Origin of the sequence: Levilactobacillus fuyuanensis, assembly GCF_003946395.1 — a bacterium.
Lineage (GTDB): Bacteria > Bacillota > Bacilli > Lactobacillales > Lactobacillaceae > Levilactobacillus > Levilactobacillus fuyuanensis.
On sequence record NZ_RHNZ01000026.1, the window covers coordinates 1 to 26,610 of the forward strand.

25 protein-coding genes are annotated in these 26,610 nt (G+C 50.3%); 21 read left to right on the top strand and 4 right to left on the bottom strand.

Going from position 1 to position 26,610, the window contains the following annotated elements; all coding sequences use genetic code 11:
* Positions 1-96: 96 nt before the first annotated feature.
* Both EKM73_RS11520 and EKM73_RS11525 read right to left on the bottom strand, forming a co-directional pair.
* Positions 97-939, bottom strand: coding sequence for a fructosamine kinase family protein (locus tag EKM73_RS11520; protein WP_125702007.1), 843 nt, complete (start codon positions 937-939; stop codon positions 97-99).
* Between the two features lie 23 nt (positions 940-962).
* Positions 963-1,814: an N-acetylmuramoyl-L-alanine amidase gene (locus tag EKM73_RS11525; protein ID WP_125702008.1), complete on the bottom strand. Its 852-nt coding sequence runs from the start codon at positions 1,812-1,814 to the stop codon at positions 963-965.
* Between the two features lie 624 nt (positions 1,815-2,438).
* On the opposite strand from EKM73_RS11525, the gene hisS reads away from it, so the two are divergent.
* From hisS to EKM73_RS11580, 11 genes are all read left to right on the top strand, one after another.
* On the top strand, positions 2,439-3,734 hold the full coding sequence (hisS, locus tag EKM73_RS11530) for a histidine--tRNA ligase (RefSeq protein ID WP_125702009.1): 1,296 nt from the start codon (positions 2,439-2,441) through the stop codon (positions 3,732-3,734).
* Between the two features lie 12 nt (positions 3,735-3,746).
* Positions 3,747-5,555: an aspartate--tRNA ligase gene (gene aspS, locus EKM73_RS11535; protein ID WP_125702010.1), complete on the top strand. Its 1,809-nt coding sequence runs from the start codon at positions 3,747-3,749 to the stop codon at positions 5,553-5,555.
* Between the two features lie 731 nt (positions 5,556-6,286).
* A complete protein-coding gene (msrA, locus tag EKM73_RS11540; protein ID WP_125702011.1) occupies positions 6,287-6,817 on the top strand; it encodes a peptide-methionine (S)-S-oxide reductase MsrA in 531 nt (176 codons plus the stop codon).
* A 112-nt stretch (positions 6,818-6,929) separates the two neighbouring features.
* The gene (locus EKM73_RS11545; RefSeq protein WP_125702012.1) at positions 6,930-7,805 is read left to right on the top strand and encodes a YitT family protein; all 876 of its coding nucleotides are present in this window, start codon (positions 6,930-6,932) and stop codon (positions 7,803-7,805) included.
* Between the two features lie 358 nt (positions 7,806-8,163).
* On the top strand, positions 8,164-9,276 hold the full coding sequence (locus EKM73_RS11550; RefSeq protein WP_125702027.1) for a CDP-glycerol glycerophosphotransferase family protein: 1,113 nt from the start codon (positions 8,164-8,166) through the stop codon (positions 9,274-9,276).
* A 34-nt stretch (positions 9,277-9,310) separates the two neighbouring features.
* Positions 9,311-10,120 (top strand): ABC transporter permease, encoded by an 810-nt coding sequence (locus EKM73_RS11555; protein ID WP_020088537.1) that lies wholly within the window; start codon positions 9,311-9,313, stop codon positions 10,118-10,120.
* Positions 10,121-10,139: 19 nt separating this feature from the next.
* A complete protein-coding gene (locus EKM73_RS11560; RefSeq protein ID WP_125702013.1) occupies positions 10,140-11,363 on the top strand; it encodes a CDP-glycerol glycerophosphotransferase family protein in 1,224 nt (407 codons plus the stop codon).
* Positions 11,363-12,292, top strand: a complete 930-nt coding sequence (locus EKM73_RS11565) for a deoxyribonuclease IV (protein ID WP_125702014.1) — start codon at positions 11,363-11,365, stop codon at positions 12,290-12,292. Before EKM73_RS11560 ends, EKM73_RS11565 begins: the two co-directional genes overlap by 1 nt.
* A 282-nt stretch (positions 12,293-12,574) precedes the next feature.
* A complete protein-coding gene (locus tag EKM73_RS11570) occupies positions 12,575-13,261 on the top strand; it encodes a class I SAM-dependent methyltransferase (RefSeq protein ID WP_125702015.1) in 687 nt (228 codons plus the stop codon).
* Between the two features lie 282 nt (positions 13,262-13,543).
* Entirely contained in the window at positions 13,544-14,758 is a 1,215-nt protein-coding gene (locus EKM73_RS11575) for a cupin domain-containing protein (protein WP_125702016.1), read from the top strand.
* Between the two features lie 14 nt (positions 14,759-14,772).
* Positions 14,773-16,107: an FAD-dependent oxidoreductase gene (locus tag EKM73_RS11580; RefSeq protein WP_125702017.1), complete on the top strand. Its 1,335-nt coding sequence runs from the start codon at positions 14,773-14,775 to the stop codon at positions 16,105-16,107.
* Positions 16,108-16,210: 103 nt separating this feature from the next.
* Here the strand turns inward: EKM73_RS11580 and EKM73_RS11585 are convergent, their stop codons facing one another.
* Positions 16,211-17,038 carry a pyruvate, water dikinase regulatory protein gene (locus EKM73_RS11585; RefSeq protein ID WP_125702018.1) on the bottom strand — a complete coding sequence of 276 codons (828 nt, stop codon included), beginning with the start codon at positions 17,036-17,038 and terminating at the stop codon, positions 16,211-16,213.
* Between the two features lie 193 nt (positions 17,039-17,231).
* Here EKM73_RS11585 and rpsU point away from each other — a divergent pair, with 193 nt between their 5' ends.
* Positions 17,232-17,420 carry a 30S ribosomal protein S21 gene (rpsU, locus tag EKM73_RS11590; protein ID WP_011667518.1) on the top strand — a complete coding sequence of 63 codons (189 nt, stop codon included), beginning with the start codon at positions 17,232-17,234 and terminating at the stop codon, positions 17,418-17,420.
* Between the two features lie 296 nt (positions 17,421-17,716).
* Positions 17,717-18,811: an NAD(P)-dependent alcohol dehydrogenase gene (locus EKM73_RS11595; protein ID WP_125702019.1), complete on the top strand. Its 1,095-nt coding sequence runs from the start codon at positions 17,717-17,719 to the stop codon at positions 18,809-18,811.
* Between the two features lie 99 nt (positions 18,812-18,910).
* Here the strand turns inward: EKM73_RS11595 and EKM73_RS11600 are convergent, their stop codons facing one another.
* Entirely contained in the window at positions 18,911-19,930 is a 1,020-nt protein-coding gene (locus EKM73_RS11600) for a zinc-binding alcohol dehydrogenase family protein (RefSeq protein WP_164508923.1), read from the bottom strand.
* A 240-nt stretch (positions 19,931-20,170) separates the two neighbouring features.
* Here EKM73_RS11600 and EKM73_RS11605 point away from each other — a divergent pair, with 240 nt between their 5' ends.
* The 8 genes from EKM73_RS11605 (at position 20,171) to recO (ending at position 26,484) form a co-directional block, all read left to right on the top strand.
* On the top strand, positions 20,171-21,391 hold the full coding sequence (locus tag EKM73_RS11605) for an RNA-guided endonuclease TnpB family protein (protein WP_125702021.1): 1,221 nt from the start codon (positions 20,171-20,173) through the stop codon (positions 21,389-21,391).
* Between the two features lie 339 nt (positions 21,392-21,730).
* A complete protein-coding gene (locus EKM73_RS11610; RefSeq protein WP_020088528.1) occupies positions 21,731-22,177 on the top strand; it encodes a GatB/YqeY domain-containing protein in 447 nt (148 codons plus the stop codon).
* Between the two features lie 61 nt (positions 22,178-22,238).
* The gene (locus tag EKM73_RS11615) at positions 22,239-22,712 is read left to right on the top strand and encodes a GNAT family N-acetyltransferase (RefSeq protein WP_125702022.1); all 474 of its coding nucleotides are present in this window, start codon (positions 22,239-22,241) and stop codon (positions 22,710-22,712) included.
* Between the two features lie 160 nt (positions 22,713-22,872).
* A complete protein-coding gene (locus tag EKM73_RS11620) occupies positions 22,873-23,859 on the top strand; it encodes a PhoH family protein (protein ID WP_020088526.1) in 987 nt (328 codons plus the stop codon).
* The gene (ybeY, locus tag EKM73_RS11625) at positions 23,859-24,347 is read left to right on the top strand and encodes an rRNA maturation RNase YbeY (RefSeq protein WP_125702023.1); all 489 of its coding nucleotides are present in this window, start codon (positions 23,859-23,861) and stop codon (positions 24,345-24,347) included. The genes EKM73_RS11620 and ybeY overlap by 1 nt, the downstream gene beginning before the upstream one ends.
* A complete protein-coding gene (locus EKM73_RS11630; RefSeq protein WP_125702024.1) occupies positions 24,325-24,726 on the top strand; it encodes a diacylglycerol kinase family protein in 402 nt (133 codons plus the stop codon). The genes ybeY and EKM73_RS11630 overlap by 23 nt, the downstream gene beginning before the upstream one ends.
* A gap of 12 nt (positions 24,727-24,738) precedes the next feature.
* Positions 24,739-25,644, top strand: coding sequence for a GTPase Era (gene era / locus EKM73_RS11635; protein WP_125702025.1), 906 nt, complete (start codon positions 24,739-24,741; stop codon positions 25,642-25,644).
* Positions 25,645-25,671: 27 nt separating this feature from the next.
* Positions 25,672-26,484 (top strand): DNA repair protein RecO, encoded by an 813-nt coding sequence (recO, locus tag EKM73_RS11640; RefSeq protein ID WP_164508922.1) that lies wholly within the window; start codon positions 25,672-25,674, stop codon positions 26,482-26,484.
* The last annotated feature ends 126 nt before the right edge of the window (positions 26,485-26,610 follow it).

The window sequence follows — 26,610 nt, forward strand, 5'->3', positions numbered from 1 at the left end:
ACCGCCGTATACGGAACCGTACGTACGGTGGTGTGAGAGGTCGGTAGCCAAACCAATTGGTTACCTCCTACTCGATTCCCAGCTAATTATTTCGAATTATCCCCGAGCTAGCGTCTGGTCGACAGCCTCGCCGTAAGTTTCACCGAAGAGGTTCAGATGGACCAGCAGGTAGTATAGCTGATAATGGGGCAAGCGTTCCGTGTAGCCAGTTGTTAGAGGATAAAGATCTTGGTAGCCACGGTAGAAGTCGGCCGTGAAGCCACCAAAGATGGTCGTCATAGCCAGGTCGAATTCGCGGTCGCCATAGAGGACGTCCGGGTCGATCAACGTGGGGATACCATCTGCCGTGAACAGGTAGTTGCCAGCCCAGAGATCACCGTGTAACAATGACGGCTGAATCTGTCGATGTTGGTTTTCTGCGATAATAGCCTGCCGGACACGGTCGTATGCGGTCTGACGAGACGCATTCCAAAGATGACGTTCCTGAGCACGTTGCACGAGTGGGTCGAGGCGTTGCTGCAGGTAGAAGGTCGTCCAGTCATCTTGCCAGGTGTTGTTCTTGGGCAACGTACTGACGAGATTGTTGTCGTTGAAGCCGAACTGTTTGGCGGTGACGTGGTGAACCCGGGCGACCGTTTGGCCTAACTCGTATTGACTGCCATGACCAGTTTCCAGAAACTCCAACACGAGGTAGGCGTCGTTGTCGATTTCACCAGTGGCGATGACCTCTGGGACGTTAGCGGCCTGACTCAGGGCCTTCAAACCGGCAACTTCGTGGGCATAAAAGCTAGCGGATTTACCCGGCTGAACCAAAAGAAAGTACGGTCCTTCAACCGTTTCTAACTGATAGGCGTCATTGATATCCCCGCCAGAGACGGCGCGGGTGGTTTGAATCTGCGGTAACGGCAATTGATTTAGCCATTCCGACGTGAGTTGCATGGTAAGATCTTCTTTCTAAATGACTAGGACTGGGAACTGAAGTAGGCGCTGAGCCCCTTAACAACGCGAGTCGCAACCTGCTTTTGATACGTGGTGCTGTGAATGTACTTAAAGTCTCGCTTGGTATTGATGTAGCCCATCTCTAATAGAAGGGATGGCCGGCTATTATCTCGAATGACCTCAAAGTTACCATACTTGATACCGCGGTTGGTCAGGGGCAGGTCGCCCATCTGATCGTTGACCGCCTCTGCTAGCTTGTAGGACGTATTGCGGTGATAGTAGTAGGTGGTTGTCCCCGAAGCCAGGTTATTGGTTGGGGAGGAGTCGAAGTGAAAACTGATGAAGGCACTCGCTTGGTTGGTATTAGCCAAGGCGGGCCGATCGGCAAGACTGACCGACTTGTCGTTGTCACGAGTCATAATGACGTGAGTACCACGTGCACGGAGCTGCTTGGCAACTTGTTTGGCCATGGCCAGCGTATAGGTCTTTTCATCGTGTTTCTGATCGATCGACAGGGCACCCGAATCGCTACCACCGTGGCCGGGGTCCAAGACGACTGTGGCTTCCGATAAACTAGTGGCCTTTTTCAGGTTCCCCGGGTGATCGACCAGCCAACTGGCGACCCAGCCAAAGTGATTCTGGCTGTCGCGAACGTGGTACCAATTGTTCTTTTCACCCAAAATGGTCAGGCGACTGTTACGTTTGATTTTATAAGTTGTTTTATATGTCAGGCCAGGGCCGTTGCGCAGGTTAAGGTTACTGACGGTAGCGGTGACGGAATTGTTGCGGGTGAAGCTGAAGAGCAGCCCCCCGGCAACTAAGAGGATAACCAGCGCGGTAATGATTCCCGGCCAGTTGCGTGGTTTAAAATGCATGCTGAATTCTCCTTCATCAAATTAGGTTCAATTATACCACGAATGGTTTTCACAACCTTTAAATTTCGTGAGGGGACGCCTTGACTTTTCACGGTAGTTTCAGTAAGCTTAGGAAGAATAAAATAGATTGCCCATGAGAAAGATTAGTAGGAGAAAGCCCGTTATTAGAGAGATCGCGTTGCTGGGAGGCGGTCAACGGTGTGACCCTGAAGACACTTTTGAGGCTAATGACGCTCGTCGTCATTCGTTTGCAACGTTATCCTGCAGAGAACTTTAAAAAAGGTGGTACCGTGCATACCTGCGCCCTTGTCAATTGACAGGGGCGTTTTTTATGCTCTTATAACTATGTTTGTCACTAACGCGTTGAAATCTGCTTTGCTGATTATCATACATGTTGTTGGTGGCAAATGTCAGCCGAGAGGGTGGTTCTGGAGATGCTCAGTGGTGTCGTTTACCTTATTCGAGGGAACTTCTCGGATTAGGTAAAGGCCGAGCTTGAAGACTCAGGTTTTGTGAGGCTTCAAGTCGTGCCCACTACGTTCCAGTATCTCCAGAACCGCCCGGTAGGCGGATGGGTACCACCAACATAAAAATTCGTTGCAGGCGTAGAAAGGGAGAATGCTCATGCGTTATCAACGACCAAAGGGAACGGCCGACATTCTACCAGGCGATTCACAGACCTGGCAATTCGTCGAAGCTACCGCGCGTCAGTTGTTTGCTAATTACCGCTTCGAAGAAATTCGGACGCCGATGTTTGAAAACTTCGAAGTCTTTTCACGGACTTCCGGGGACACCTCCGACATCGTGACCAAGGAAATGTACGACTTCAAGGACAAGGGGGATCGTCACTTATCCTTGCGGCCAGAAGGCACTGCCGGTGTCGTGCGGGCCTTCGTCGAAAACAAGCTTTATGGTCCAGAGACCAACAAGCCTTACAAGGTCTACTACATGGGGCCTATGTTCCGTTACGAACGGCCACAATCAGGTCGCCAACGGCAATTCCATCAAATCGGGGTGGAAGCCTTTGGGAGTGACGCGCCAGAATTAGACGTTGAAGTCATTGCCTTAGGGATGAACCTGTTGGGCAAGTTAGGCTTGAAGCACTTGCGTTTGGCGTTGAACACGCTGGGCGACAAGGAAAGTCGTGACGCTTACCGTCAAGCCCTGATCGACTTCTTGGAACCACACTTTGATGAACTGAGTGATGACTCCAAAGTTCGGCTGCACAAGAACCCACTGCGGGTCCTGGACAGTAAGGACAAGCACGATCAAGTTATCGTCGCCGATGCACCATCTATCTTGGACTTCCTGACACCCGACGCCACGGCCCATTTCGACCGGGTCAAGGCTAGTCTGGATGCGCTGGGAATTGACTACGATGTCGATGCGACGATGGTTCGGGGGTTGGATTACTACAACCACACCATCTTCGAAATCATGGCCGATTCACCCGCACTGGGCGAAGGCTACACGACCGTCTTGGCCGGTGGCCGGTACAACGGCTTAGTCGAAGAACTCGGCGGGCCAGAAATGCCCGGCGTTGGTTTCGGCCTTGGGGTCGAACGGCTGGTTCTGTTGATGCAAGCCGAAAAGGTCGCAATTCCTAACGATCACCCACTTGACGTTTACGTCGTGGGTATCGGGGACGAGACGTCCTTAGAAACATTGAAGCTGGTTCAGGCCATTCGTGCAGCCGGCCTGACCGCTGATCGTGACTACTTGGCGCGCAAGCCTAAGGCCCAATTCAAGACGGCCAACCGCTTAGCAGCCAAGTATACCTTAACCATTGGTAACCAAGAGTTAGCCGACCAAACGGCTAATTTAAAATCCATGGAGACTGGTGAAGAAGTCAGCGTACCGTTAGCTGACGTTTACCAAGATTTCCAAAACGTTGTAAACACTAAGTTTGCAGCAAAATAAGAGGGGATAAGAATGGAAAAGAATTTAAAACGAACCACGTACGCCGGGTTAGTTAATGAAGACTACCTCGACCAAACCGTTGTCTTAAAGGGTTGGGTACAAAAGCGCCGTGACTTAGGTAGCTTGATCTTCGTTGACCTCCGCGACCGCGAAGGCATCGTTCAACTGGTCTTCAGTGAAGAATTCGACAAGGACGCCCTGGCCGTTGCTGACCAACTGCGTAGCGAATATGTCATTGAAATCCAGGGGAAAGTTGTTGCACGGGCACCTAAGGAAATCAACCCCGACATGCATACGGGTAAGGTTGAAGTCCGGGTTACCGGCATCAACTTATTGAACAAGTCCAAGGAATTGCCATTTGAAATCAAAGATGGCGTTAACGCTTCCGATGACTTGCGTCTGAAGTACCGTTACCTGGACTTACGTCGTCCAGAAATGCAAAAGTCACTGTTGTTACGGAACCGGATCGTGCAGTCCGTTCACAGTTACTTTGACAAGAACGGCTTCATCGACATTGAAACGCCAGACTTGACCAAGTCAACGCCAGAAGGGGCCCGGGACTACCTGGTACCTTCACGGATCTACCCTGGGCACTTCTACGCCTTACCACAATCCCCACAATTGTTTAAGCAATTGCTGATGGGTTCTGGCTTCGACCGTTACTACCAAATCGCGCGTTGCTTCCGTGACGAAGATTTGCGTGGGGACCGTCAACCTGAATTTACCCAGATTGACTTGGAAACGTCCTTCTTAACTGCTGAAGAAATTCAAGATCTGACTGAAGGTCTGATTGCCAAGGTTATGAAGGATACGTTAAATGTCGACGTTAAGTTGCCATTCGAACGGATGGACTGGGACGATTCTATGGCTCGTTTCGGGACGGACCAACCAGATGTCCGCTTCGGCATGGAATTAAAGGACCTGTCCGACATCATGGCCAACACCGACTTCAAGGTATTCTCTGGTGCCGTTGCTAACGGCGGTCAAGTCAAGGCTATCGCCGTTCCTGGTGGTGCTGACAAGTACAGCCGCAAGGATATCGACAAGTACGGTCAATACGTTGAACGCTTTGGCGCTAAGGGCTTAGCTTGGATGAAGGTTACCGATGATGGCTTCAGCGGCCCAGTCGCTAAGTTCTTCAAGGAAGGCGACTGGTTCGCCCAAATCACCGAGAAGACCGGTGCCAAGAGTGGCGACCTCTTACTGTTCGCTGCTGACTCCAAGCGTGTCGTTGCCCAGACTTTAGGTTACTTGCGGGTAGCCATTGCCAAGGAACAAGACATGATCGACCAAAACAAGTGGGCCTTCCTATGGATCGTCAACTGGCCATTGTTTGACTACGATGTCGATCTCGAACGTTGGGTGCCAGCGCACCATCCATTCACGATGCCTGCCGAAGGGGATGCGCACTACTTGAACGACGGCGAAGACCCACACAAGGCCTACGCGCAAAGTTATGACATCATCTTGAACGGTTTGGAATTAGGTGGGGGCTCCATCCGGATCCACACCCGTGAACTCCAAATGAAGATGCTCAAGGCCTTAGGCTTCACACCTGAACGTGCCGAAAAGCAATTTGGCTTCCTCCTGAAAGCCTTAGATTACGGGTTCCCGCCTCATGGTGGTCTGGCTATCGGGTTGGATCGTTTCGCCCGGTTGCTGGCTAAGCGCGACAACATTCGTGACGTGATCGCCTTCCCTAAGAACTCGAAGGCCACGGAACCAATGACCGAAGCACCATCGACGGTTGCGGACAAGCAATTGCTTGATCTGGACTTGTTGATCGCTAAAAAAGAAGATTCAGACGCAGACGAAGACTAATTTCGTCTGATGAAACGTCAGCCGTATTTGCGGTTGACGTTTTTTTGTTTACTGAAGACATGTCGTTGGTTAAAGACTGTCGCCTGCGGCTGCCAAGGATTCCGCCGCTGTGGGGACCGGCAAGAGCCTGAGAAGCGGTCTCTTACCTCGACTTTAAGCCGCGAAGGGCACCCGGCTTAAAGCTCGTCCCGCGCTGTAGTCTGGTAAAGAACACCAGACAACACCGCCGTCACGGCCGGCTCCATCCTTGGCCTCCTCCGGCTAAGCTAGCTTTTACCCATGAATGTTACGTAAATGACAGAACGTAATTCAGCTGAATATCGATTAATTGTGATGCTATCTTCAAAATTAGGTTAATCGAGCATTTTAGCCACGAACAATTTGAAGTGAATGCAATGTGGAAAATCATTCTCGGGCGTCAAGGAGAGACGCACGGTGTCAGCAGTGATCCGTGTAAGCCGTGAGGGTGGCGGAAATCAGCTCAGCCGCGGGAATTCTCTTAGCGGCGGGCTTGGCCGCTTAGAGAATTGGTACCGTTGAAACTCGTTCTTTGAGGTTCAATGGTAAGTCTGGAGACCGCACTTTGGCTCCAGGCGTCCGCCCGCCACGTCCCGGCTGATTTCCGCCACCCGGTAAGGCGAACCCAAGATCAATGTGGTAAGCGTAAGTCACCCTTGACGCCGCCCGTGAAAAGCCGTTTAATGGAATTATTAGAAAATGGAGTGATTATGATGAGTGAGAGAATTGAAACTGCAACGTTTGCCGGCGGCTGTTTCTGGTGCATGGTTCGCCCGTTTGATACCTTTCCAGGCATCGTGAAAGTCCTATCTGGCTACACCGGAGGAACCGTGACGGCTCCTACATACGAACAGGTTAAGAGCCAAACGACCGGGCATACCGAGGCCGTCAAAATCTGGTTCGATCCCAGTCAGGTAACTTACCAACAGTTAGTTGATTTGTACTGGCAACAAACCGATCCCACGGACGATGCCGGTCAATTTCAGGATCGTGGCGACAATTATCGCCCCGTAATCTTCGTGAATAGCGCAGAACAGGCAGCGACGGCAGCAGCCTCGAAGGCGGCTTTACAGGACCGTGAACAATTCGATAAGCCAATCGTGACAAAGATTCAGGTCGTTCAACCGTTCTTCGTGGCTGAGGAACGGCATCAGCAGTTTTACAAGAAGAATGCCGAACGTTTCGAACAAGAAGAGGCTGGTGGCCGGGCTGACTTTATTCAACAGCACTGGCAAAATCATTAGAACTCGCTAAAAGATACGCCGGAACGTGGCCGTGGCGGGGGATAAATGCTATACTAAGCCGAGCATAGTATGAAATATGACAAAAAGAGTAAGCGAGGTTGGTATTTAAATCATGGATGATGTGCAGCAGTTGTTAAAACGGCATACCTATACGGCAAAATTCTCTGTAGCGTTCTTCTACGGGGTCTTGGTGTCGATTGCGGTGAACTTCTTCTGGACACCGGGGCATATTTACTCCTCCGGTGTGACCGGGTTAGCACAGTTGGTCAACAGTTTGACGGCAGGGTTGGGAATGTTCCATATCTCCACAGCTCTGGGGCTGTTTCTGATTAACATTCCCATGTTTGTCCTGGCTTGGAAACAAATTGGTAAGTCTTTTACGGTTTTTACGTTCATTTGTGTCCTGTTCGCGTCCATTATGATTCGGTTTATCCAACCCGTTCATCTGACCAGTGACCCGATTATCTGTGCGATTTTCGGGGGTGCGGTCAACGGTTTCGGGACTGGATTTGCCTTGAAGAATGGGATTTCGACCGGTGGGCTGGATATTATTGGGATCGTGTTGCGGCGTAAGACTGGCCGAAGCATGGGAACCATTAACATCGCCTTCAACAGTTTGATCGTGTTGAGTGCCGGGTTCGTTTACGGCTGGCCATATGCGCTGTACTCCGCATTAGGTTTGTTCGTGAACGCCAAGGTCATCGACATGACATTTACCCGTCAACAGCGGATGCAGGTCATGGTCATTACCGACCGGCCTAAGACAGTCATCGACAGTATTCAGAACCATATGCGCCGGGGAATCACTATTGTCCACGGGGCAGAAGGGGCTTACCGTCACGATGAAAAGACGATTTTGTTCACGGTCATTACGCGCTATGAAATGGATGAGTTGGAAGTCGCCATGGAAGAGGCCGATCCACATGCCTTTACCAGCATCTCCGATACGGTGAAGGTGTTGGGACACTTCTACGAACCGAAATGGTAAACCGGTACAGCGATGAGGGGCAACCTTCGCCGCTGTATTTTTTATCAACCGAGCCTCTACTTACTACTAATGCAATTTTTTCAAAATCAGTCTCAGCAATTTGGTGAGTACTGGTGAAATTCGTATTAGACTACGAATCATTGTGCCTAAACATTACTTCAGTACAATGCGATGCTTTCAGTATTTTTCACCAGTTTACCCGTTAAGTTGCAAGGAATTTTCAACGCGTTTCTTAAAGGTTCTTAAATTTCTCTAGGTTCCCCCTGGAGATGTGGTATAATTCTCGGTGTTATGGACAGCGAAAATAAGTGATATTGGTGATAGCGTGAAAGATATTTATTTAGGGTTAATCCGACTGATGTCGCTCTTGTGTGGTGGCCGCCGGCAGCGTAACTTTGTTTACCTGATGAGTTTTGGCGACAACCTTGCGTTTATTCGTGCCTTGGCACAGGCGTCACCGGTCGATCGACCGTTAGTCGTGTTTTACCGACCGCAACAGGAACGGGCGGCGCAGCGTTTGGCGCGGTCCGGGATTGATGTGCGGCCGTTTCGTGATGATCTGGCTTTTGTCTTGAAGGGCATTCCTCAGATTATGCGTGCGCGTGTCTTGTTTTGTGACAACTACTACGCGTTTCTCGGTGGCTTGCATCATCCCAAACGGATGCGAATCGTGCAGGTCTGGCATGCGGCGGGCGCCATCAAGCGTTTCGGTTGGGATGATCCAACCACGGCCCAGCGTTCAGCCAGCGACCGGCGACGGTTTCAAGCGGTCTACGATCACTTCGATGAATACGTCGTGGGGTCGCCGGCAATGGGCGAGGTGTTCGCTAGAAGTTATCGGGTGCCGATTGATCGGATGCAGGTCTTAGGTTATCCGCGATCGGACCGGTATTCCGATCCGAAGTGGCAGCAGTTATCACGTGATGCGGTTGCCGAAGCAGCGCCGGAATTGGTGGGTCACCGGGTCATTTTGTATGCCCCGACCTACCGTGAGGGCGTGACCTTCACGCCACCAGCTGGGTTGGCAGCAGCGTTGACCGCTGATCCCGATGCGAAGGTAGTCGTGAAGATTCACCCAGCGTTAAAGGCTAGTGCGCAGAAGCTACAGGCGCAATTAGGGCAGCAGGTCGTGGTGACCGAGGATATCAGTACCACGGATCTGTTGAACGTGGCGGAGACGGTCGTCACGGATTATTCTTCGGTGGCCTTCGATTACAGTCTGGTGCCAAACGCGCACAGTCTGTTGTTCTTCCTGTTCGACCTGGACGCCTACCGGCAAGATCCCGGGGTTCAACCGGACCTGGAAGAGTGGTTGCCCGGAACGATCATCAAGACGACCGATCAGCTGGCAGCGGCGATTAAAGCCGATGCGCCAACCGATTTAACCCAGTTTAACCAACGGTGGAATTTCGCCAACGATGGGGCGGCCACACAGCGGGTCGTTGACCGTTATGCTGCGTTGCTAGATTAGCACCAGCGATTAAAATTTAAAGGAGTGCAGTGCCTTGAAAGAGGTCATGACCTTATTCAAAGAACAGGTCTCGAGTCTCGGAATCATTTTTCGGATTTCGCGCTACGAAGATCAAGCAAGTTATCAGAGTCATTACTTAGGTTTAATGTGGGAGTACTTATACCCGTTGATTCAAATCGGTATTTACTGGTTAGTCTTCGGTGTGGGTCTGAAGCACGGCCAACCCATTAGTGGGGTCGGCTATCTACCATGGATGGTTATCGGGATCTCACCTTGGTTCTTCATGAACCGGGCCACGTTGGATGGATCCAAGAGTATCTACCAACGGGTCAACATGGTGGCCAAGATGAAGTTCCCCGTGTCCGCACTGCCAACAATCAAGATTGTCAGCAATCTGAGCTCCTTCTGGACCATGATGGTCTTCACCATCTTTATTGGTCTGTTGAACGGGGTTTACCCTAAGGTTGCCTGGTTCCAGTGGATCTACTACTTCTTTGCCATGATTTGTTTACTCGTGGCTCTGGGAATCTTCAACTCATGTATCAGTGTGTTGGTGCGGGATTACCATATCTTGTTACAATCCCTGATGCGGATGTTGTTCTACGTGTCCGGTGTGCTGTTTAACTTCGTGACACCCTCATTCCCAACACCATTCATTCACTTACTCGAACTTAACCCGTACTACTACATCGTTGCGGGCTTCCGGGAATCTTTCTTAGGGACCGGCTGGTTCTGGGATAAGCCAATGTTAACGTTAGAATTCTGGCTGTTCGTGTTCTTCTTACTGCTCGTGGGTTCCCACCTGCACTACAAGTTCCGGTCACGCTTTGTTGATTTAATCTAATTGAAAGGAGCAACCTCAAATGGCGAACGGTTTCCAAAAAATCACGCAGTCATTGAAGCTAGTTGCTCGCTATGGGCTCATCGTGCTGAACGATGGGCTTATTTGTTTACCTATTAAACGGCGACTAGTGATGTTTGAAAGCTTCAACGGAAAGGACGTCAACGACAATCCGGCGGCCATCTACCGCGCATTGGTCGCGGCGGATCCCCGTTACCGGGAGACGGCGTACTTTAGCGTCAAGCCCCGTGAATATGCGGCGTTGAAACGGAAGTACCCGGAGATCCAACTGATCAAGCGTTTTACACCTAAGTGGGTCTGGCTAATGGCCCGCGCCCAGTACTGGGTCCTAAATTCTCGGCTACCGAACTGGTGGCGGTCGAATCGCCACACCCGGACCATTCAGACCTGGCACGGGACGCCCCTGAAGAAGCTGGGGGCCGACATTGAACACGTGGCGATTCCAGGAACCAGTACGGCCGACTATCACCAGCAATTTGTGACGGCCTCGTCGCGCTGGGATTACCTCATTGCGCCGAACCAGTATTCACGCGATATTTTCAAACGGGCTTTTGGCTATCGCGGCCATTTTCTGACAATCGGCTATCCCAGAAACGATGTGCTCTACACGGACAATCAGCCGGATAAGGTGGCGGCACTGCGCCAACACCTGTTGGGTAAAGTCACCGGACCAGTCGTGACCTATGCGCCAACTTGGCGCGATGACATGGCGGTGCGGCCGGGGGCCTATCGATTTGACTTGCCGTTTGACCTGGGTGAATTCTTTGCGCACGTGCCAGCTGGCACCCATCTGATTATTCGGCCCCACTATCTGGTCAAGGACGCCGTGGATATCCGCGGCTACGAGGACCGCGTGACGGTGCTAGCCGATACCGACATTGCCGAGCTCTACCTGATTACGGATCTCCTGATCACGGATTATTCATCGGTGATGTTTGATTTTGCTAACTTAAAACGACCCCAATTATTCTTCGCCTACGACCTCGAACACTACCGCGACCAACTCCGCGGGTTCTACTTCGATTACCAAAAGGAAATTCCGGGACCGCTCGTCACGACGGCGAGCGCCTTCTATGAACAACTCGATGGGTGGCGCGACCAGGGAAGCTTTCCAGCGTATCAGGCCCAGCAGGACGCCTTTTACCAGAAGTTCTGTGATTGGGAAGATGGCACGGCTAGCCAGAAGGTGGCCGGCCTGATTATCAGTGGAAAGGATGAATTGTAATGGCTGAATTATTAATCGGATCACACGTTAGTATGAAGGGCAAAGACATGTTCCTAGGGTCAGCTCAGGAGGCCGCCCAGTATGGCGAAAATGCCTTCATGATCTATACCGGTGCGCCCCAGAATACCCGGCGCAAACCAATCGACGAGCTGAACATTCCGGCGGGCAAGCAGTTCATGGCCGACCACGATCAGCGAGCCGTCGTGATTCACGCACCGTACGTGGTCAACTTGGGAAATACGACCAAGCCGCAGAACTACGCCTTTGCCGTGGAATTTCTGACCAATGAAGTAAAACGGGCGGCGGCTCTCGGGGCCACACAGATTGTGCTACACCCCGGAGCCCACGTGGGTGCTGGTCCAGAGGCAGCGATTGCCCAGATTGCCCAGGGACTCGATGAGATCTTGGCGGCGGCCGATGAACCCGTGCAGATTGCCTTGGAAACAATGGCAGGCAAGGGAACCGAGGTCGGTCGGACCTTTGAAGAACTAGCGGCTATCATGGACGCGACGGCGGCTAATGACCGATTATCAGTTTGCTTTGACACGTGCCATACCAGTGACGCCGGTTACGCCATTGCCACGGATTTTGACGGTGTACTCAATGAATTCGACCACGTCATTGGCATCGACAAGCTCAAGGTGATTCACCTGAACGATTCCAAGAACCCACAGGGGAGTCACAAAGACCGGCACACCAATATCGGATTGGGAATGTTGGGGTTTGACGTGTTGAATAGTGTCGCACACCATCCCCAATTGACGGCGGTGCCGAAGATTATGGAAACGCCCGTGATTGGGCCAGACCGCAAGCATGGGGTCAATCCTCACGGCTATGAGGTGGCCATGCTCAAGCACCAACGATTCAATCCGGATTTAGAGGCCGATGTGTTAGCCGGAAATCCGGTCGATGCGTACCTGACGCGGTAGTGGACTGTTGTAAGTGTTTAGTTTGTTTTTTGATGTCTTGTTAATAAGACCGTTGTTAAATTAATGATTTGTGTCAAAGAATATAGGATATTGGTTAGATGGTGAGTCTTTTCACTACCTAACCAATACCCTATTCCTGTTATCTTGAAATTTTAGATTTACTAAATAAGCTTTGGAGATGCTTATTTTTTACAAAGGCTGGTATGATGACTGTTAACGAATGTTACTTTGAATGAAGGCTTAGCTCTTAGAAGTAGGAAGTCATAGGGGGAGAAATTGAATATGAAAAAAGGTATCGATGCGCCGTTAGTGCCAATCGTGTTTTTACTCGTTGGTATTGTGGGGATGGTGATGGCAGTTACTTCCGGGGAGTGGACCAATTACCTTTTTCCAATTGCCCTGTTCTTGTTTGCGGGCATGTATTTGTATACGTCGTTGTGGGGGAAGTACAAGCTTATCAAACGCGTCGTTGGGGAAATGCCGCTTGACGGTCATGAGCAGGTGCTGGATCTTGGTACGGGCCATGGAGCCTTTCTACTGGAAGTTGCGCGGCAATTGCGTGTCCCGGGCAAAGTGACCGGTTTAGATATTTGGAATCGGGAAGACCAATCGGGCAATTCAACAGAGGAGACGCAGCACAACATTGACCAGGCTGGTGTTCGTGACGTCAGTGAGTTAGTTACTGGAGATATGACGCAACTGCCCTTCGTGGATAATTGTTTCGATCATGTTGTGGCGAGTCTTGCTATTCACAATGTGAAGCCCAAGGCTAGCCGACAACAAGCGATTGCTGAGGCCTACCGGGTATTGAAACCAAACGGCCAACTGGTTATCTTGGATATTGAACACGTCGGCGAGTATCGGCGTAAACTGGAACAGCTTGGTGTGAGGGAGGTTCGTGTCCAGCATGCGGGCCTTAATGGGATGTATGCGTTGCTGAGCACGAGAATTCTGATAGCTAAGAAGTAAGCTAAAACTGAATCACGTTAATCCTTACTGATCGTGATAACAAAATAGGAAAGTGTTCTGTGACAGAAACCTAGTCACAGGAGACTTTCCTATTTTTTGACGCCAATCTGATGACACACACTTGATAATTTATGACACTTATTTAAGGAGCATAACTGTACTGCATAGCCAATAATAATCCATAAAATATAAGGATTATTATATATGATTACCTATATGATTGATTAACGGTAGAAAGCGGTTTATAATAAGGCCATCTTAATGGAAAAGGGGATTTTTCGTATGACTGAGAAGAAAGAACCGATTCGTAACGTTGACCAGACTGGTTGGATTGACCAAGGGCCACGGAACTACCAACGGGACCTTCAGAACCCAGATCTCCTCGTGCCACCAACCACGGACCACGGGACGGTAGCCAACCTGCGTTTTAGCTTTTCCGATGCGCACATGCGGTTGGAATCCGGCGGTTGGACACGTGAGGTGACCAACCGTGAATTACCCGCCTCGCATGACTTAGCGGGGGTCGACATGTGTTTGAAGCCCGGCGCTTACCGGGAAATGCACTGGCATCAACAGGCCGAATGGGCCATGATGCTGCAGGGAAATGCCCGGGTAACGGCGCTTAACGAAAACGGTGAAAGCTTTATCGATGATATCGCAGCCGGCGACCTCTGGGATTTTGAAGCGGGGATTCCTCATTCTATTCAGGCATTGGACCAGGGCTGTGAGTTCTTACTCGTCTTCAGCGAGCCCGACTTTTCCGAAAATAACACGTTCTTGTTGACGGATTGGCTGGCGCACACGCCTAAGGACATCATCGCCGCCAACTTTAAGGTGGATGAGGCAACCTTGAAGCCACTACCGAGTCATGAGAAATATATCTTTGACGGTAACGTTCCTGGCCCTATCGAGACCGTGAAGAAACCCGGAACGCCAATGAAGACGCCCCTGACGCTGCATATGAAGGACGTCCCAGCTAAGAAATTTGAGGCTGGCAAGGTATGGATCATCGACCAATCCGTCTTTCCAGCAGCCCAGACAATTTCCGCGGCAATTGTTGAAGTCCAGCCCGGAGGTATGCGCGAGATGCACTGGCACCCTAAGTCTGAGGAATGGGATTACTACATTCAAGGCCAAGCCAAAGTGGGTGTCTTTAATTCCAATACGTTGGCGCGGACCTTTAACTTCAATGCTGGCGACGTTGGCGTGATTCCTAAGGAAGCTGGCCATTACATTCAAAACATCGGGGATGAACCGTTGATTTTTATTGAGCTCTTCAAGAATCCAGTTTATTCCGATGTTTCTCTGAATAAATGGTTAGCAATTTCACCAACACAAATGGTTGCCGACCACTTGAATCTGCCAACAAGCACGATTGAAAACTTTCCAACTGAAGAGGCTGCGGTAGTCTGGTATGAAGATCCGAGAGGCCACGTTGCCCATCAGCCGGTCGTCGACCCTGAGACTTTTAGTGCCAACGACGTTTTTGGCAAATAGATAGGAGTTAGCCAATGAAAGTATTTGATACGATCGTCATTGGCAGCGGTGTTGGTGGCGCCGGAGCAGCCATTCGTGCGGCGTCTCACGGCCAGACTGTGGCGGTCATTGAGCAGCGTGACTGGGGTGGCACGACCGTGAATCGCGGTAGTACGCCGAAGAAAGTCCTATTAGGGGGCATTGAGGCCCACCGAGATTTTCGCGTTCAAAACGGGTCGGCAGCCGTGCCACCGGTAAATTGGGAACGATTGGCCGCGCACAGAGATACTGTGGTCAGTCAGACGCAAGAAAATTTCAAACGGCGATTCGTGGCCAATGACATCACCACTTTTGAAGGCCACGCGGAATTTATCAATTCTCAGCAAATTCGGGTTAATGGTGAACGACTCACGGCTAAAACTTTTGTCATTGCCACGGGTGCCCGTCCCAGAGAACTCACTTTTCCTGGGGGCCAGTGGGTCGAGCATTCCGGAAGTTTTTTCAAACGGCACGTGGCACCCAAAAATATCACGATCTTAGGTGCCGGCGTCATTGCCTTTGCCATTGCTGGAATTGCGAGTGAGGCCGGCGATACGGTCACGTTGGTTCAGCACAATCACGTGGCACTGCGGGGCTTTGACCCGCAACTGGTTCAAAAGCTAATCGCCAATCTCGCCAAGCAAAATGTCCGGGTTGTTTTTGACGATGAGTTGGCGCGTCTTGATCGAACGTCAACGGCTCTTCAAGTGAGGACTGCTTCTGGGGCTCAATGGACGACGGAGGCTGTTTATGCGGCGTTGGGGCGCTTACCCAACGTTGACGACCTCAACCTGCAGGCGGCGGGCGTTACCACTGATGCACACGGTATTCGGGTAGATGATTACTTGCAGACCAGCAATCCCAACGTATTTGCGGTCGGCGACTGTGCGGCTGTTGCGACGCCGAAACTGGCGAATTACGCCATCTTTCAGGGTAAGTATGTCGGCGATCTCTTGACGGCTACGCCCAGATTTCCCATCGTCTATCCCTTGCAAGCGAGTGCGGTGTTTAGCCTGCCACGTTTAGCCCAGGTCGGCGTGAGTGCGGCGGTAGCCCGGCAGAAGTCAAGTCGGTATACACTGCGAGAGGTGGCCTTGAATAAGTGGCTGACGTATCAGCGAGAGTACGATGACCAAGCGCAACTGATCTTGGTCGTTGACCGGCAAAGTGGTCAGGTCGTGGGTGCGGAAGCCATCAGCTACCAAGCGGATGTGCTGATTAATTATGTGGCGTTACTGATTCAGCAGCACGTGACGCCAGCACAGCTCCATGAAACCTTCTTTGCCTACCCGTCAGCGGCGGCAGATTTGTATGGCATTTGGACGGATTAATTCTAATATTAAAAGGGTTCCCATGATCTCGATGATTGAGATGATGGGAACCCTTGGTGTTTAAAAATTCAAAAATTGTAAAATTACTTCTTGGCGAATTCGGTTAGTCGGTCAATGGGTGGGGAATCAAATCGTAATCCACACTCTCCATAATCAAGGTGGCAGTCTCTTCAATCGACTTATTTGAGACATTGATCACTAGGCAACCGATTTTTTTATAGATCTTCTGAGCATAATCCAACTCTTCACTAATCTTCTTGGTATCGGAGTAGGCACTGTCGGCGGGAAGGCCGTAAGACAGCATCCGTTCCTGACGAATCTTTCTGAGCGATTCCGGCTTGTTGGTCAAGCCGAAGATCCGCTTGGGGTCAACCTGCCATAGCTCGTCTGGAAGCTGCGTGGTGGGGCCTAACGGCAGGTTAGCGACCCGTAAGTTCCGGTTGGCCAGGAAGAGTGACAGGGGGGTCTTGGAGGTCCGTGAGACCCCGAGAATCACGATGTCCGCCTTGAGCAGACCGGTCGGATCCTTCCCATCGTCGTAAGTAACGGCAAATTCCATGGCGGCAATCCGGTCGAAGTAAGTATCGTTGAGGTTGTGAACCAGGCCGGGCACGCCCTCGGGAGTTAAGCCCGTGGCGTTTTGCATGACGGCCATGGCTGGCTGGATGCAGTCAAACTGCTGAAGCTGGTTAGTGGTCGCAAATTCTCTGACCTTTTTACTCAGCTTGGCGTTGACCAGTGTGTGGAAGATCATCGCCCGCTGTTTCTTAGCGAGGTTGAGGATGCCATCGAGAATTGAATCGGTTTGGATAAAGGGGAACCGTTGATAGCTGGCTTGCACGGTGGGAAACTGAGACACCGCCGTTTGGGCAACGGTCAGCGCCGTTTCCCCGGAAGAATCAGAAATAATGAAGATGGTAATCTGCGGCATAGCGAGCAACTCCTCTGCGTTTTTTTCTTAATGATTACCCCTAGTTTACCCCGTCCGTTAAAACGGTTCAAATTTTATTGCTTTGCGTTATTGACGCCGTTTGGATGATTATGTATAATAGTTAAGAACCGTTACGCCGGTGGTAAAAAACTAACCGGCGTTATTACTTGTGCTCGGAGGGAGGGAATTTTATATGGCAAAGACAGTCGTTCGCAAAAACGAGTCTTTTGACGACGCTCTTCGGCGCTTCAAACGTACGGTTTCCCGTAGCGGTACTTTACAAGAATACCGTAAACGTGAATTTTACGAAAAACCAAGTGTGAAGAAAAAGTTAAAATCAGAAGCTGCGCGTAAGCGTAAAGCCAAGAAGAAGCGTTTCTAAGCTCTTTTTGCAATTTAACTCAAAAACCGCTGACCTTAATTGGTTAGCGGTTTTTTGTATCGGTTACGTGAAGTTGATGCGCTACGAAAAAAGCAATACAGTTAGCAGCGTTGTTAATCGCGTTTTGATCAGTAGCCTCGGTTCAGGGCACACGGTTACTGGCATTGTTCGGTCCAAGTGGATGACGCTGCAATGAATATTAATTAAATTTACATAGAGAATCATTGAGTTTTGCAAATTATAGGTTAAAATAAATATGCTTGTTAAAAAACGAACAAATCATGGAGGGAAACATAATGGACATTACGGTAGCAATGGCTCGCAAATCAGGGGAGCCTTTAACGATTGAGAAAGCACAACTGGCGGATTTAGAAAGTGATGAAGTCCTGGTAAAAATGGTGGCGAGTGGTGTCTGCCACACGGACGCTGTCGGGCGAGATGCCGGAATGGCTGGCTATCCGGTTGTTCTGGGCCATGAAGGTTCCGGAATTGTCGAAGAGGTGGGGTCATCCGTCTCAACGGTGAAGCCAGGAGATCACGTGGTCCTCTCATTTAATTCCTGTGGGGTATGTGAAAGCTGCCTGTCAGGTCATCCCGCAGAATGTGACAAAATGAACCAAATTAATTTTGGTGGGCGTCGTAAGGATGGTTCCGCCGCCATTACACAAGATGGGGAAGCCGTATCAAACTTCTTCGGGCAATCCTCATTCAGTACTTATTCCGTAGTCTCCGAACGTGGTGTGGTTAAAGTCGATGAGAGTGCTGATCTTAAACTACTCGGACCTTTGGGCTGTGGAATTCAAACCGGTGCCGGGACAGTTTTACAATACTTCAAGCCTAAATTTGGCGATTCAATTGTCATCTTTGGTGCCGGCGCCGTTGGGTTGTCTGGTGTGATGGCCGCCAAGCTAATGAATATGGAACACATCATTGTCGTGAATCGGCCTAATCCCTATCGGTTGGATATGGCTCGCGAGTTGGGCGCTACGGATGTCATTGAGAGCAAGCCCGGCGTCGACGTGGTTGCTGAGATCAAACGGATTACCGGTAATGGAACCGATTTTGCGTTGGAAACAACCGGTGCCGCACAATGTATCAAGGAATCGGCTAACGCAATCAAACCCCGTGGTATCGATGCAGTCGTGGGGATCGCTGGCGATGTCACGTTTAATGTGAATGATGACATCATGGCCGAAAGCAAGACGATTGCCGGGGTCATTGAAGGCGACGCCATTCCACAACTCTTTATTCCTAAGATTGTTAAGTATTACCAAAAGGGCCTGTTCCCATTTGATAAACTCACCAAGCTTTACAAGTTTGAAGATATTAATCAGGCGTTTGCGGACTCTGCCAGTGGTAAAGTCATCAAGCCGATTGTTGTTTTCGACTAACCATTTGATAATCAGTGCATTAAAATAGTCGCTTCCACCCATTCGTTAAAACAGCAAACGAGTTGGTGGGAGCGACTATTGCGTGATGAGAAAAATGGTTTAGTTGTTGGTTAAAACGACCTTGCCAATCATTCGGTTGGCTTCCACTAACGCGTGGGCCGCGCGCAGGTTAGCGGCGTTAATGGGGGTGAAGGTTTTTGTCAGAGTGGATTTAAGCTGGCCCGTATCCAACAGGTCGCGCACACGTTCCAGAATCGCATGTTGACTGATCATATCCGGCGTTTCGAAGAAGGACTTCGTGTACATCCACTCCCAGGCAAAGGTGGCGCGCTTTTGTTTTAAGGCCCGGAGATCAATGGGCTGGTCGTTACCAGTAATGGAGACGATGTGACCGCTAGGGGCGATGAGCGCGACAATCTCGGTCCAGTGTTGATTGAGATTACTGAGCTCCAGAATGTAGTCAACCGTGGCGTAGCCCAGCGCGTGAACCTCATCAACGAGGTTCTTACGATGATTAACGACGGCATCGGCGCCGTGGGCCTTGGTCCAGGCAATGGTTTCTGGGCGTGAAGCCGTGGCAATGACGGTCAGCCCAGCCAAGTGGGCGAGCTGTGTAGCCGTTGAGCCAACGCCACCGGCACCGTTGATGATTAACACAGTCTTGCCAGCGTTATTCTGGGTATGGTCGAAATCAATCGGCATTTGTTCGAAGAGGGCTTCCCAGGCCGTCAGTGAAGTCAAAGGCATGGCGGCAATCTCCGCGGGGCTCAACGAAGTGGGTGCGTGGCCCACAATCCGTTCGTCCACGAGGTGATATTCGCTGTCCGAACCGGCACGTTTGAAGGAACCGGCATAGAAGACCCGGTCACCGGGTTGAAACAGACTGACGGCGTCGCCAACTGCGTCAACGGTGCCATACGCATCCCACCCAATCACCTTGGGTGTGGCGAGGACGCCCTGGGTCCCGCGTCGCACGCCGGTATCCACGGGATTGACCGAGGTGGCCTGGACCTTTATCAAGATATTGTGCCCCGTTGGTGTTGGCTTGGGCGTGAAGAATTCAAAGAAACTTTTTTCATTTTCAATCGGCAAATTCTGGGTGAAGCCGATGGCCCGCATGTCTGACATGGCAAAACTTCCCTTCTAATTGTAATTCAGTGCTAGCGTAAGCCATCAGTCAATGAAAAACAATCCCAAATTTAAGATCGGTATCGACTGATTTATTAAAAACTAAGCAAAAAAACCTGTGATTTTAATCGCAGGATGAATGCCAGATTTTAATAGCCTTTTCAAAACATATGTTCCCCCAAGAGGGGCTGAACATGATATACTTAACCCAATCTACAGGGGAGGTATCCATTGGTCAAATTAGGGCGAACAATCAAGCTGAGACTCTACCCAGACACTAATCAAGCAGAACAATTTCTAGCAATGAGCAAGGAGTACCAACGATTAACTAATATTGTCAGTCAATGGATTTTTGAGAATGAATTTCAGCTAAGCTGGTTAAAAATCAATCACCATCTGTACAAAATCTTTAGACAAGAATCAGAACTCAATAGCCAGATGATTCAATCTGTTTTCCGGACGGTCTCGGCTCGCTATAAAACCGTTAGAGAACAAATGAGGCAACATTCTTACCGCTACAAGAACGAAGAAGACAAGTGGATTCAAGTCCCTAGAGACTTGAATTGGATGGTGAAACCTATCCAATTTCGTCGGCTACAAGCAGACTTGGTTCGTCAGAGTAACTATTCTTTTGTAGACAAGATGCAACAGATTTCGATGACCACTCTCGGTAAGCGGACTAAGTTAGGCTTCACCAACAAGGGATTCGAGAAATACTTCACTGACGATTGGAAACTAGGTACCGCCAAGTTGGTTCACAATCGGGGTAAGTGGTTTTTGCATATTGGCATCACAAAGGAAGTTAGCGATTTCAATCCCAAAGATAAGCCTCAAATCGTAGGTATTGACCGGGGATTGCGTTTTCTGGCAACTGTCTTTGATAGTGAAGGGAAAACGTTATTCTTTGATGGTCAGAAAGTCTTACGTAAGCGAAAAAAGTTCCAGGAGATTCGTCGAAAATTACAAAGCAAAGGCACCAGATCTTCCCAAAAGAGACTGAAGCAATTGGCTCAACGAGAGAACCGCTGGATGACCGATGTAAATCATCGGCTAGCTAAGACACTCGTTACAGCATATGGTTCGCATACTCTTTTCGTTTTGGAAGATTTAACTAATGTGACGTTCAACACCGATGATCTGCCTAAATCCTTGCGTAGCAGCCATCGTTCCTGGTCTTTTTTTCAGTTAGAATCTTTCCTAATATATAAGGCTCAGGCTATTCAAAGTACTGTTGTGAAAGTGAGTCCAGTATTTACCTCGCAGCGATGTCCTAAGTGTGGCTTAATTGAGAAGACCAATCGTCACCATGATACCCACGAGTATTGGTGCAAACAGTGTCAGTATCGTTGCAATGATGACCGATTAGGAGCCATGAATATTAAAATGCTTGGGCAAGACTGGTTGAACGGTGTTATGCACCCAAAGATTAAGAAGCCAACAACTGCTGGGTAAACCTGGCAGTTAAACGGGTAACTGTCAATTACCCGATGATGTTGCCACTACGAGTAGGAGTGCTTTAACAGGTATGCTGGACTACTGTGTCACCAGACACGTGAGCGACAAGCCTCTGAATTCATTCAGGGGCAATTGACGAGGCGCCAACTGGTCTGACATGAGAACCAGCTACCGAATGAACCCGCTTGGCCAGTCACCTTGGCCGGTAATCACGTCGTTGTTGGTATGCAGTCGGTGCGACAACCAAGACAGGACTAGGGGCAAGCAACTTAAGCTGACGCATCCGCTAAATAGGTGTAGACTAGAAAGTAATCACGATTTTTAGGAGGAAATGTAATGAGTTTAGAGACCCAACTCAACACTGATTTAAAGACGGCTATGAAGGCCCACGATAAGTTATCCTTAAACGTTATCCGGATGATGAAGGCTGCTTTGACCAACGAAAAGGTTAAGCAAGGCCATGATTTGACCCCTGACGAAGAATTGACGATCGTTTCCCGTGAATTGAAGCAACGTAAGGAATCCATGGAAGAATTCGCCAAAGGTAACCGTGACGACCTGGTAGAAGGCGTTAAGGCCGAAATCGCCATCGTTGAAAAGTACGCGCCTAAGCAAATGAGCGAAGACGAAGTTGCTAAGATCGTCGCTGACAGCATCGCTAAGGTGTCTGCTAGTGGCATGGGTGACTTCGGTAAGGTCATGGGCGTTGTGATGCCACAGGTTAAGGGCAAGGCCGATGGCGCCGTTGTCAACAAGACCGTTAAGGCGCAATTAAACAAGTAAGTTCACGAGAATCATCACGGTCGGACCGTGATGATTTTTTTAACGAAGGGAGGTTGGTCGCATGGCCTTGGTTTATCAGAAATTTCAGCAGCCCACGCCGGCTCAAAATGACCTGTTGCTGAGCGCTGATCCCAGTCAGAGCTTGATTGATGGCTACCTGACAACGGGAACGGCCTTCGCTGCTAGTGATACCCAGGGGTTGATTGGTGTGTTGGTGCTCCAGCCGTGCGCCAATCAGGTTCTGGAAATTGTCAATCTGGCTGTCACCCCCAGCCGTCAGCGGCAGGGCTACGGCAAGGCCCTTCTGGAGTTTGCCCGACAGTGGGCTAACGACCATGGCTACCGAACGTTACGGGTAGCCACGGGAACCACGAGCTTCACCCAACTCTACCTCTATCAAAGGCAGGGTTATCGCGTTGTGGCGGTGGAGGCCGATTACTTTACGACCCACTATAATCACGATATTATGGAGAACGGTCTGAAGCTTCGGGACCGACTCGTGTTGACCCGAAAAGTTGTGAATCCAACTGATTGAGAGTGGTGAGGGTGACTGCAACCCAACCGGTCTGAATCGGTGATTAGTGGCAGTTATTGCCGCTTCTCCTGGCTTTTCGCGCGGAATCCTTTTACAATGCCCGGCAGTATGCTAAAATTTGACTATTAGACACTAACTAAAAACAAAGGAGCCACCGTATTTGACTGAAAACACAACGATTGAAAAAGAATATATCTTGGCCCGGCCTGAAGATGAGGTTGCTTTACTGGGAGCGCAGGATCAGTTCGTCACGATCCTTGAAGAAGGTTTGCAAGTGACAATCAAACCTTTCGGTAATGTGATCAAGGTCTCTGGTGCCGCGGATACGGTCGACCAAACGCTGGCTATCTTGCGCAACATGAGCGACCTACTGGCCAAGGGGATCAAGCTCAACAGTGCCGATGTCATCAGCGCCATGAAGATGGCGGGCAAGGGCACGTTGACGTACTTTAAAGACTTTTACAATGAAACATTGATTAAGGATGCTAAGGGACGTGCCGTGCGGGTCAAGAACTTTGGCCAACGCCAATACATTGATGCCATCAAGCACAACGACATTACCTTTGGGATTGGTCCGGCCGGGACTGGGAAGACCTTCCTGGCCGTCGTCATGGCTGTGGCTGCATTAAAACGCGGTGATGTGGAGAAACTGATCATTACCCGTCCTGCTGTGGAAGCTGGAGAAAGTCTCGGGTTCCTGCCCGGTGACCTGAAGGAAAAGGTCGATCCTTACTTGCGGCCCATCTATGATGCCCTGTACGCTATTTTAGGGGCAGAACATACGACCCGCTTGATGGATCGTGGGGTCATCGAAATTGCGCCGCTGGCCTACATGCGGGGGCGGACGCTGGAATCAGCCTTCGTCATTCTCGATGAAGCGCAGAACACGACCAACATGCAGATGAAGATGTTCCTGACGCGATTGGGCTTTGGGTCCAAGATGATCGTCAACGGGGATATTTCGCAGATTGACCTGCCGCACAATGCCAAGTCTGGGTTGATTCAGGCCCAACACATCCTGCAGAACGTGGCACACATTAACTTTGTGACCTTCAGTTCTGATGATGTGGTCCGGCACCCAGTCGTTGCCAGCATCATTAACGCTTACGAAGCCAACGATACTAAACCAAATGGAGCTAAAAAATAATGGATTTAGAGATTTATGATAAAACCAAAGACGGCGTGCCAGCAAAGCACGTGGACATGATTAAAGAAGTTTTGGAATATGCCGGGAAGTATCTTGAACTTGCCGAAAATACCGAAATGTCCGTGACCCTGATGAACAACGAAGACATTCACCGCATCAACAAGCAGTACCGTGGGGTCGATCGGGCAACCGATGTCATCAGCTTTGCGATTGAGGATTCTGAGGATGAAGACGCTGATTTTCCATTAGTGATGGATCCCGAGATGGCCGCCGAGATTCCCGAAAACATCGGTGACATCTTTGTTTCCATGGATAAGGTCGAAGAGCAGGCAGAATACCTGGGCCACTCCTACGAACGGGAACTCGGATTTCTCGTGGTCCACGGCTTCTTACATCTGAACGGCTACGATCACATGAAGCCAGAGGATGAGAAGGTCATGTTCAAGCTACAAGCCGATATCCTCGATGCTTATGGGCTCAAACGATAAGCGCAAGCAGACGGGAAAGAACCGGGCGTTCGTGCAGTCGTTAGGCCACGCGTGGGATGGCTTGCGGGCACTGTTTCATTACGAACGGAATTTCCGGAAGCACTTGGCAGTGGGAACGCTGGCGGTGATTGCCGGCATTATTTTAAGACTAACGTTAAACGAGTGGCTGTGGCTGGTGCTCGCCATCTTCTTGGTGTTGATCGCCGAAACGCTCAATACGATCGTTGAGGCCGTCGTCGACTTGGTGGTGGGTACGACCTATCACGATTTGGCGAAACGAGCCAAGGACGTGGCCGCTGGTGGGGTCTTACTCGCCGCGATCTTCGCCGTTATTGTCGGGGCACTCGTCATGCTGCCAGCGCTAGCTCGTTGGTTCTAAGTGGAGGAAAATATGGATAATCCAAATTATAAATCAGGCTTTGTGGCTATCGTTGGCCGGCCCAATGTGGGGAAATCAACGTTTTTAAACCGCGTGATTGGTCAAAAGATTGCCATCATGTCGGACACCGCGCAAACCACGCGGAATAAGATTCAAGGGATCTACACGACGGATGAGGCACAGATTGTCTTCATCGATACGCCGGGGGTTCATAAGCCTAAGAGTAAGTTGGGCGACTACATGGTGCAGTCCGCGATGTCGGCGTTGAACGAAGTCGATGCCGTGCTGTTCATGATCAACGCCGCTGAAAAGCGGGGGGCCGGGGATAACTTTATCATCGACCGCCTGAAGGGCATCAAGGCCCCGGTCTACCTGTTGATCAACAAGATCGATCAGATTCATCCGGACGACCTGCTGGCCATCATGGAACAGTATAAGACGGCGCTACCATGGAAGGCCGTTTACCCCATTTCCGCGCTCGAAGGAAATAACGTGGATGAATTCCTGGGTGACCTGGTTGACGAGATGCCAAACGGTCCTCAGTACTATCCCGAAGATCAGGTGACCGATCACCCAGAACGGTTTGTGGTTAGCGAATTGATTCGTGAAAAGATCTTCATGTTGACGCGTGAAGAAGTGCCGCACTCAGTGGCTGTTGAAATTGAAAGCATGAAGCAAAAGGACGAAGATCACGTGCACATCGAAGCCACGATCATCGTCGAACGGCCCACGCAAAAGGGCATTATGATCGGCAAGGGCGGCAGTATGCTCAAGAAGATTGGGACGATGGCTCGGCACGACATTGAACACTTGTTGGGGAGCAAAGTCTACCTGCAGCTGTGGGTCAAGGTCCAACCAAACTGGCGCGACAAGGCGACACTGCTGAAGAGCTACGGTTACCGCAAGGACGACCTGTAAAGCAACAGTAATTGAAAGAAAGCGGGGATGACGGTGGCACGTAATGTGACGGATTTTCACGGCATCCTGCTGTTTCGGCGCGACTATGCCGAGCGGGACTTCCTGATCAAGTTTTTGACGCAGGAGTTCGGTAAGAAGATGTTTCTGGTACGGGGCGCTAAGAAGAAGGGCTTCAAGATGGTCGCGGATATCCTGCCGTTTACGGTGGGCAGTTACGTGGGTGACATTGCCGACGATGGCTTGTCCTATATTCGCACGGCCAGGGAGACCAGCCAGTACCAGAATATCAGTGCGGACATTTTTAAAAATGCCTACGCCACGTATATCATGAGTCTGGTGGACTCCGCCTTTCCCGACAGTCAGCCGTTACCCGACTGGTATCACCGGGTGCAACGCGCGCTAACGCTGATTGACGATGGCGTGAATGCGTCGATTGTGACCAATATCATGGAGATTCAGTTGATGCCGGCATTTGGGGTGGCGCCTCAGCTTCAGGGTTGTGCGGTCTGTGGCAGAAATGATCTGCCCTTTGACTATTCGGAAAGCTACGGGGGCCTGTTGTGCCAGCAACATTGGCGGATGGACCCACGCCGACTTCATCTGAATCAGCGGACAATCTATTACTTGCGGCAGTTCTCGGTGCTCGACCTGGACAAGCTCCACACGATTAGCGTGAAGCCCCAGACGGAGCACGCCTTACGGCAGTTGATGGATGAGATCTACGACAGTCAGATTGGCGTCCATCCCAAGAGCAAACGGTTCTTGGATCAGATGCAGTCCTGGTCGGCACGCTTAACGATGCCGCCGAAGGATCAATCGGATGATTCAGCAACTAAATAATTGAAATAATTCAGCTCGGAGACCGTTATTGGTGTCCGAGCTTTTTTTTGGTTCTAAAATATCTGTTGTTGGTAATCAAACGAATTTGATTACTGGCAACGGATGTTTTTGTATAATCAAAGAATG

What these genes read in the sequence shown, in the direction of transcription:
- EKM73_RS11520 (WP_125702007.1), bottom strand. Translation starts at nt 939, where the DNA reads ATGCAACTCACGTCGGAATGGCTAAATCAATTGCCGTTACCGCAGATT.
- EKM73_RS11525 (WP_125702008.1), bottom strand. Translation starts at nt 1,814, where the DNA reads ATGCATTTTAAACCACGCAACTGGCCGGGAATCATTACCGCGCTGGTT.
- hisS (WP_125702009.1), top strand. Translation starts at nt 2,439, where the DNA reads ATGCGTTATCAACGACCAAAGGGAACGGCCGACATTCTACCAGGCGAT.
- aspS (WP_125702010.1), top strand. Translation starts at nt 3,747, where the DNA reads ATGGAAAAGAATTTAAAACGAACCACGTACGCCGGGTTAGTTAATGAA.
- msrA (WP_125702011.1), top strand. Translation starts at nt 6,287, where the DNA reads ATGAGTGAGAGAATTGAAACTGCAACGTTTGCCGGCGGCTGTTTCTGG.
- EKM73_RS11545 (WP_125702012.1), top strand. Translation starts at nt 6,930, where the DNA reads ATGGATGATGTGCAGCAGTTGTTAAAACGGCATACCTATACGGCAAAA.
- EKM73_RS11550 (WP_125702027.1), top strand. Translation starts at nt 8,164, where the DNA reads ATGTCGCTCTTGTGTGGTGGCCGCCGGCAGCGTAACTTTGTTTACCTG.
- EKM73_RS11560 (WP_125702013.1), top strand. Translation starts at nt 10,140, where the DNA reads ATGGCGAACGGTTTCCAAAAAATCACGCAGTCATTGAAGCTAGTTGCT.
- EKM73_RS11565 (WP_125702014.1), top strand. Translation starts at nt 11,363, where the DNA reads ATGGCTGAATTATTAATCGGATCACACGTTAGTATGAAGGGCAAAGAC.
- EKM73_RS11570 (WP_125702015.1), top strand. Translation starts at nt 12,575, where the DNA reads ATGAAAAAAGGTATCGATGCGCCGTTAGTGCCAATCGTGTTTTTACTC.
- EKM73_RS11575 (WP_125702016.1), top strand. Translation starts at nt 13,544, where the DNA reads ATGACTGAGAAGAAAGAACCGATTCGTAACGTTGACCAGACTGGTTGG.
- EKM73_RS11580 (WP_125702017.1), top strand. Translation starts at nt 14,773, where the DNA reads ATGAAAGTATTTGATACGATCGTCATTGGCAGCGGTGTTGGTGGCGCC.
- EKM73_RS11585 (WP_125702018.1), bottom strand. Translation starts at nt 17,038, where the DNA reads ATGCCGCAGATTACCATCTTCATTATTTCTGATTCTTCCGGGGAAACG.
- rpsU (WP_011667518.1), top strand. Translation starts at nt 17,232, where the DNA reads ATGGCAAAGACAGTCGTTCGCAAAAACGAGTCTTTTGACGACGCTCTT.
- EKM73_RS11595 (WP_125702019.1), top strand. Translation starts at nt 17,717, where the DNA reads ATGGACATTACGGTAGCAATGGCTCGCAAATCAGGGGAGCCTTTAACG.
- EKM73_RS11600 (WP_164508923.1), bottom strand. Translation starts at nt 19,930, where the DNA reads ATGCGGGCCATCGGCTTCACCCAGAATTTGCCGATTGAAAATGAAAAA.
- EKM73_RS11610 (WP_020088528.1), top strand. Translation starts at nt 21,731, where the DNA reads ATGAGTTTAGAGACCCAACTCAACACTGATTTAAAGACGGCTATGAAG.
- EKM73_RS11615 (WP_125702022.1), top strand. Translation starts at nt 22,239, where the DNA reads ATGGCCTTGGTTTATCAGAAATTTCAGCAGCCCACGCCGGCTCAAAAT.
- ybeY (WP_125702023.1), top strand. Translation starts at nt 23,859, where the DNA reads ATGGATTTAGAGATTTATGATAAAACCAAAGACGGCGTGCCAGCAAAG.
- EKM73_RS11630 (WP_125702024.1), top strand. Translation starts at nt 24,325, where the DNA reads ATGCTTATGGGCTCAAACGATAAGCGCAAGCAGACGGGAAAGAACCGG.
- era (WP_125702025.1), top strand. Translation starts at nt 24,739, where the DNA reads ATGGATAATCCAAATTATAAATCAGGCTTTGTGGCTATCGTTGGCCGG.
- recO (WP_164508922.1), top strand. Translation starts at nt 25,672, where the DNA reads ATGACGGTGGCACGTAATGTGACGGATTTTCACGGCATCCTGCTGTTT.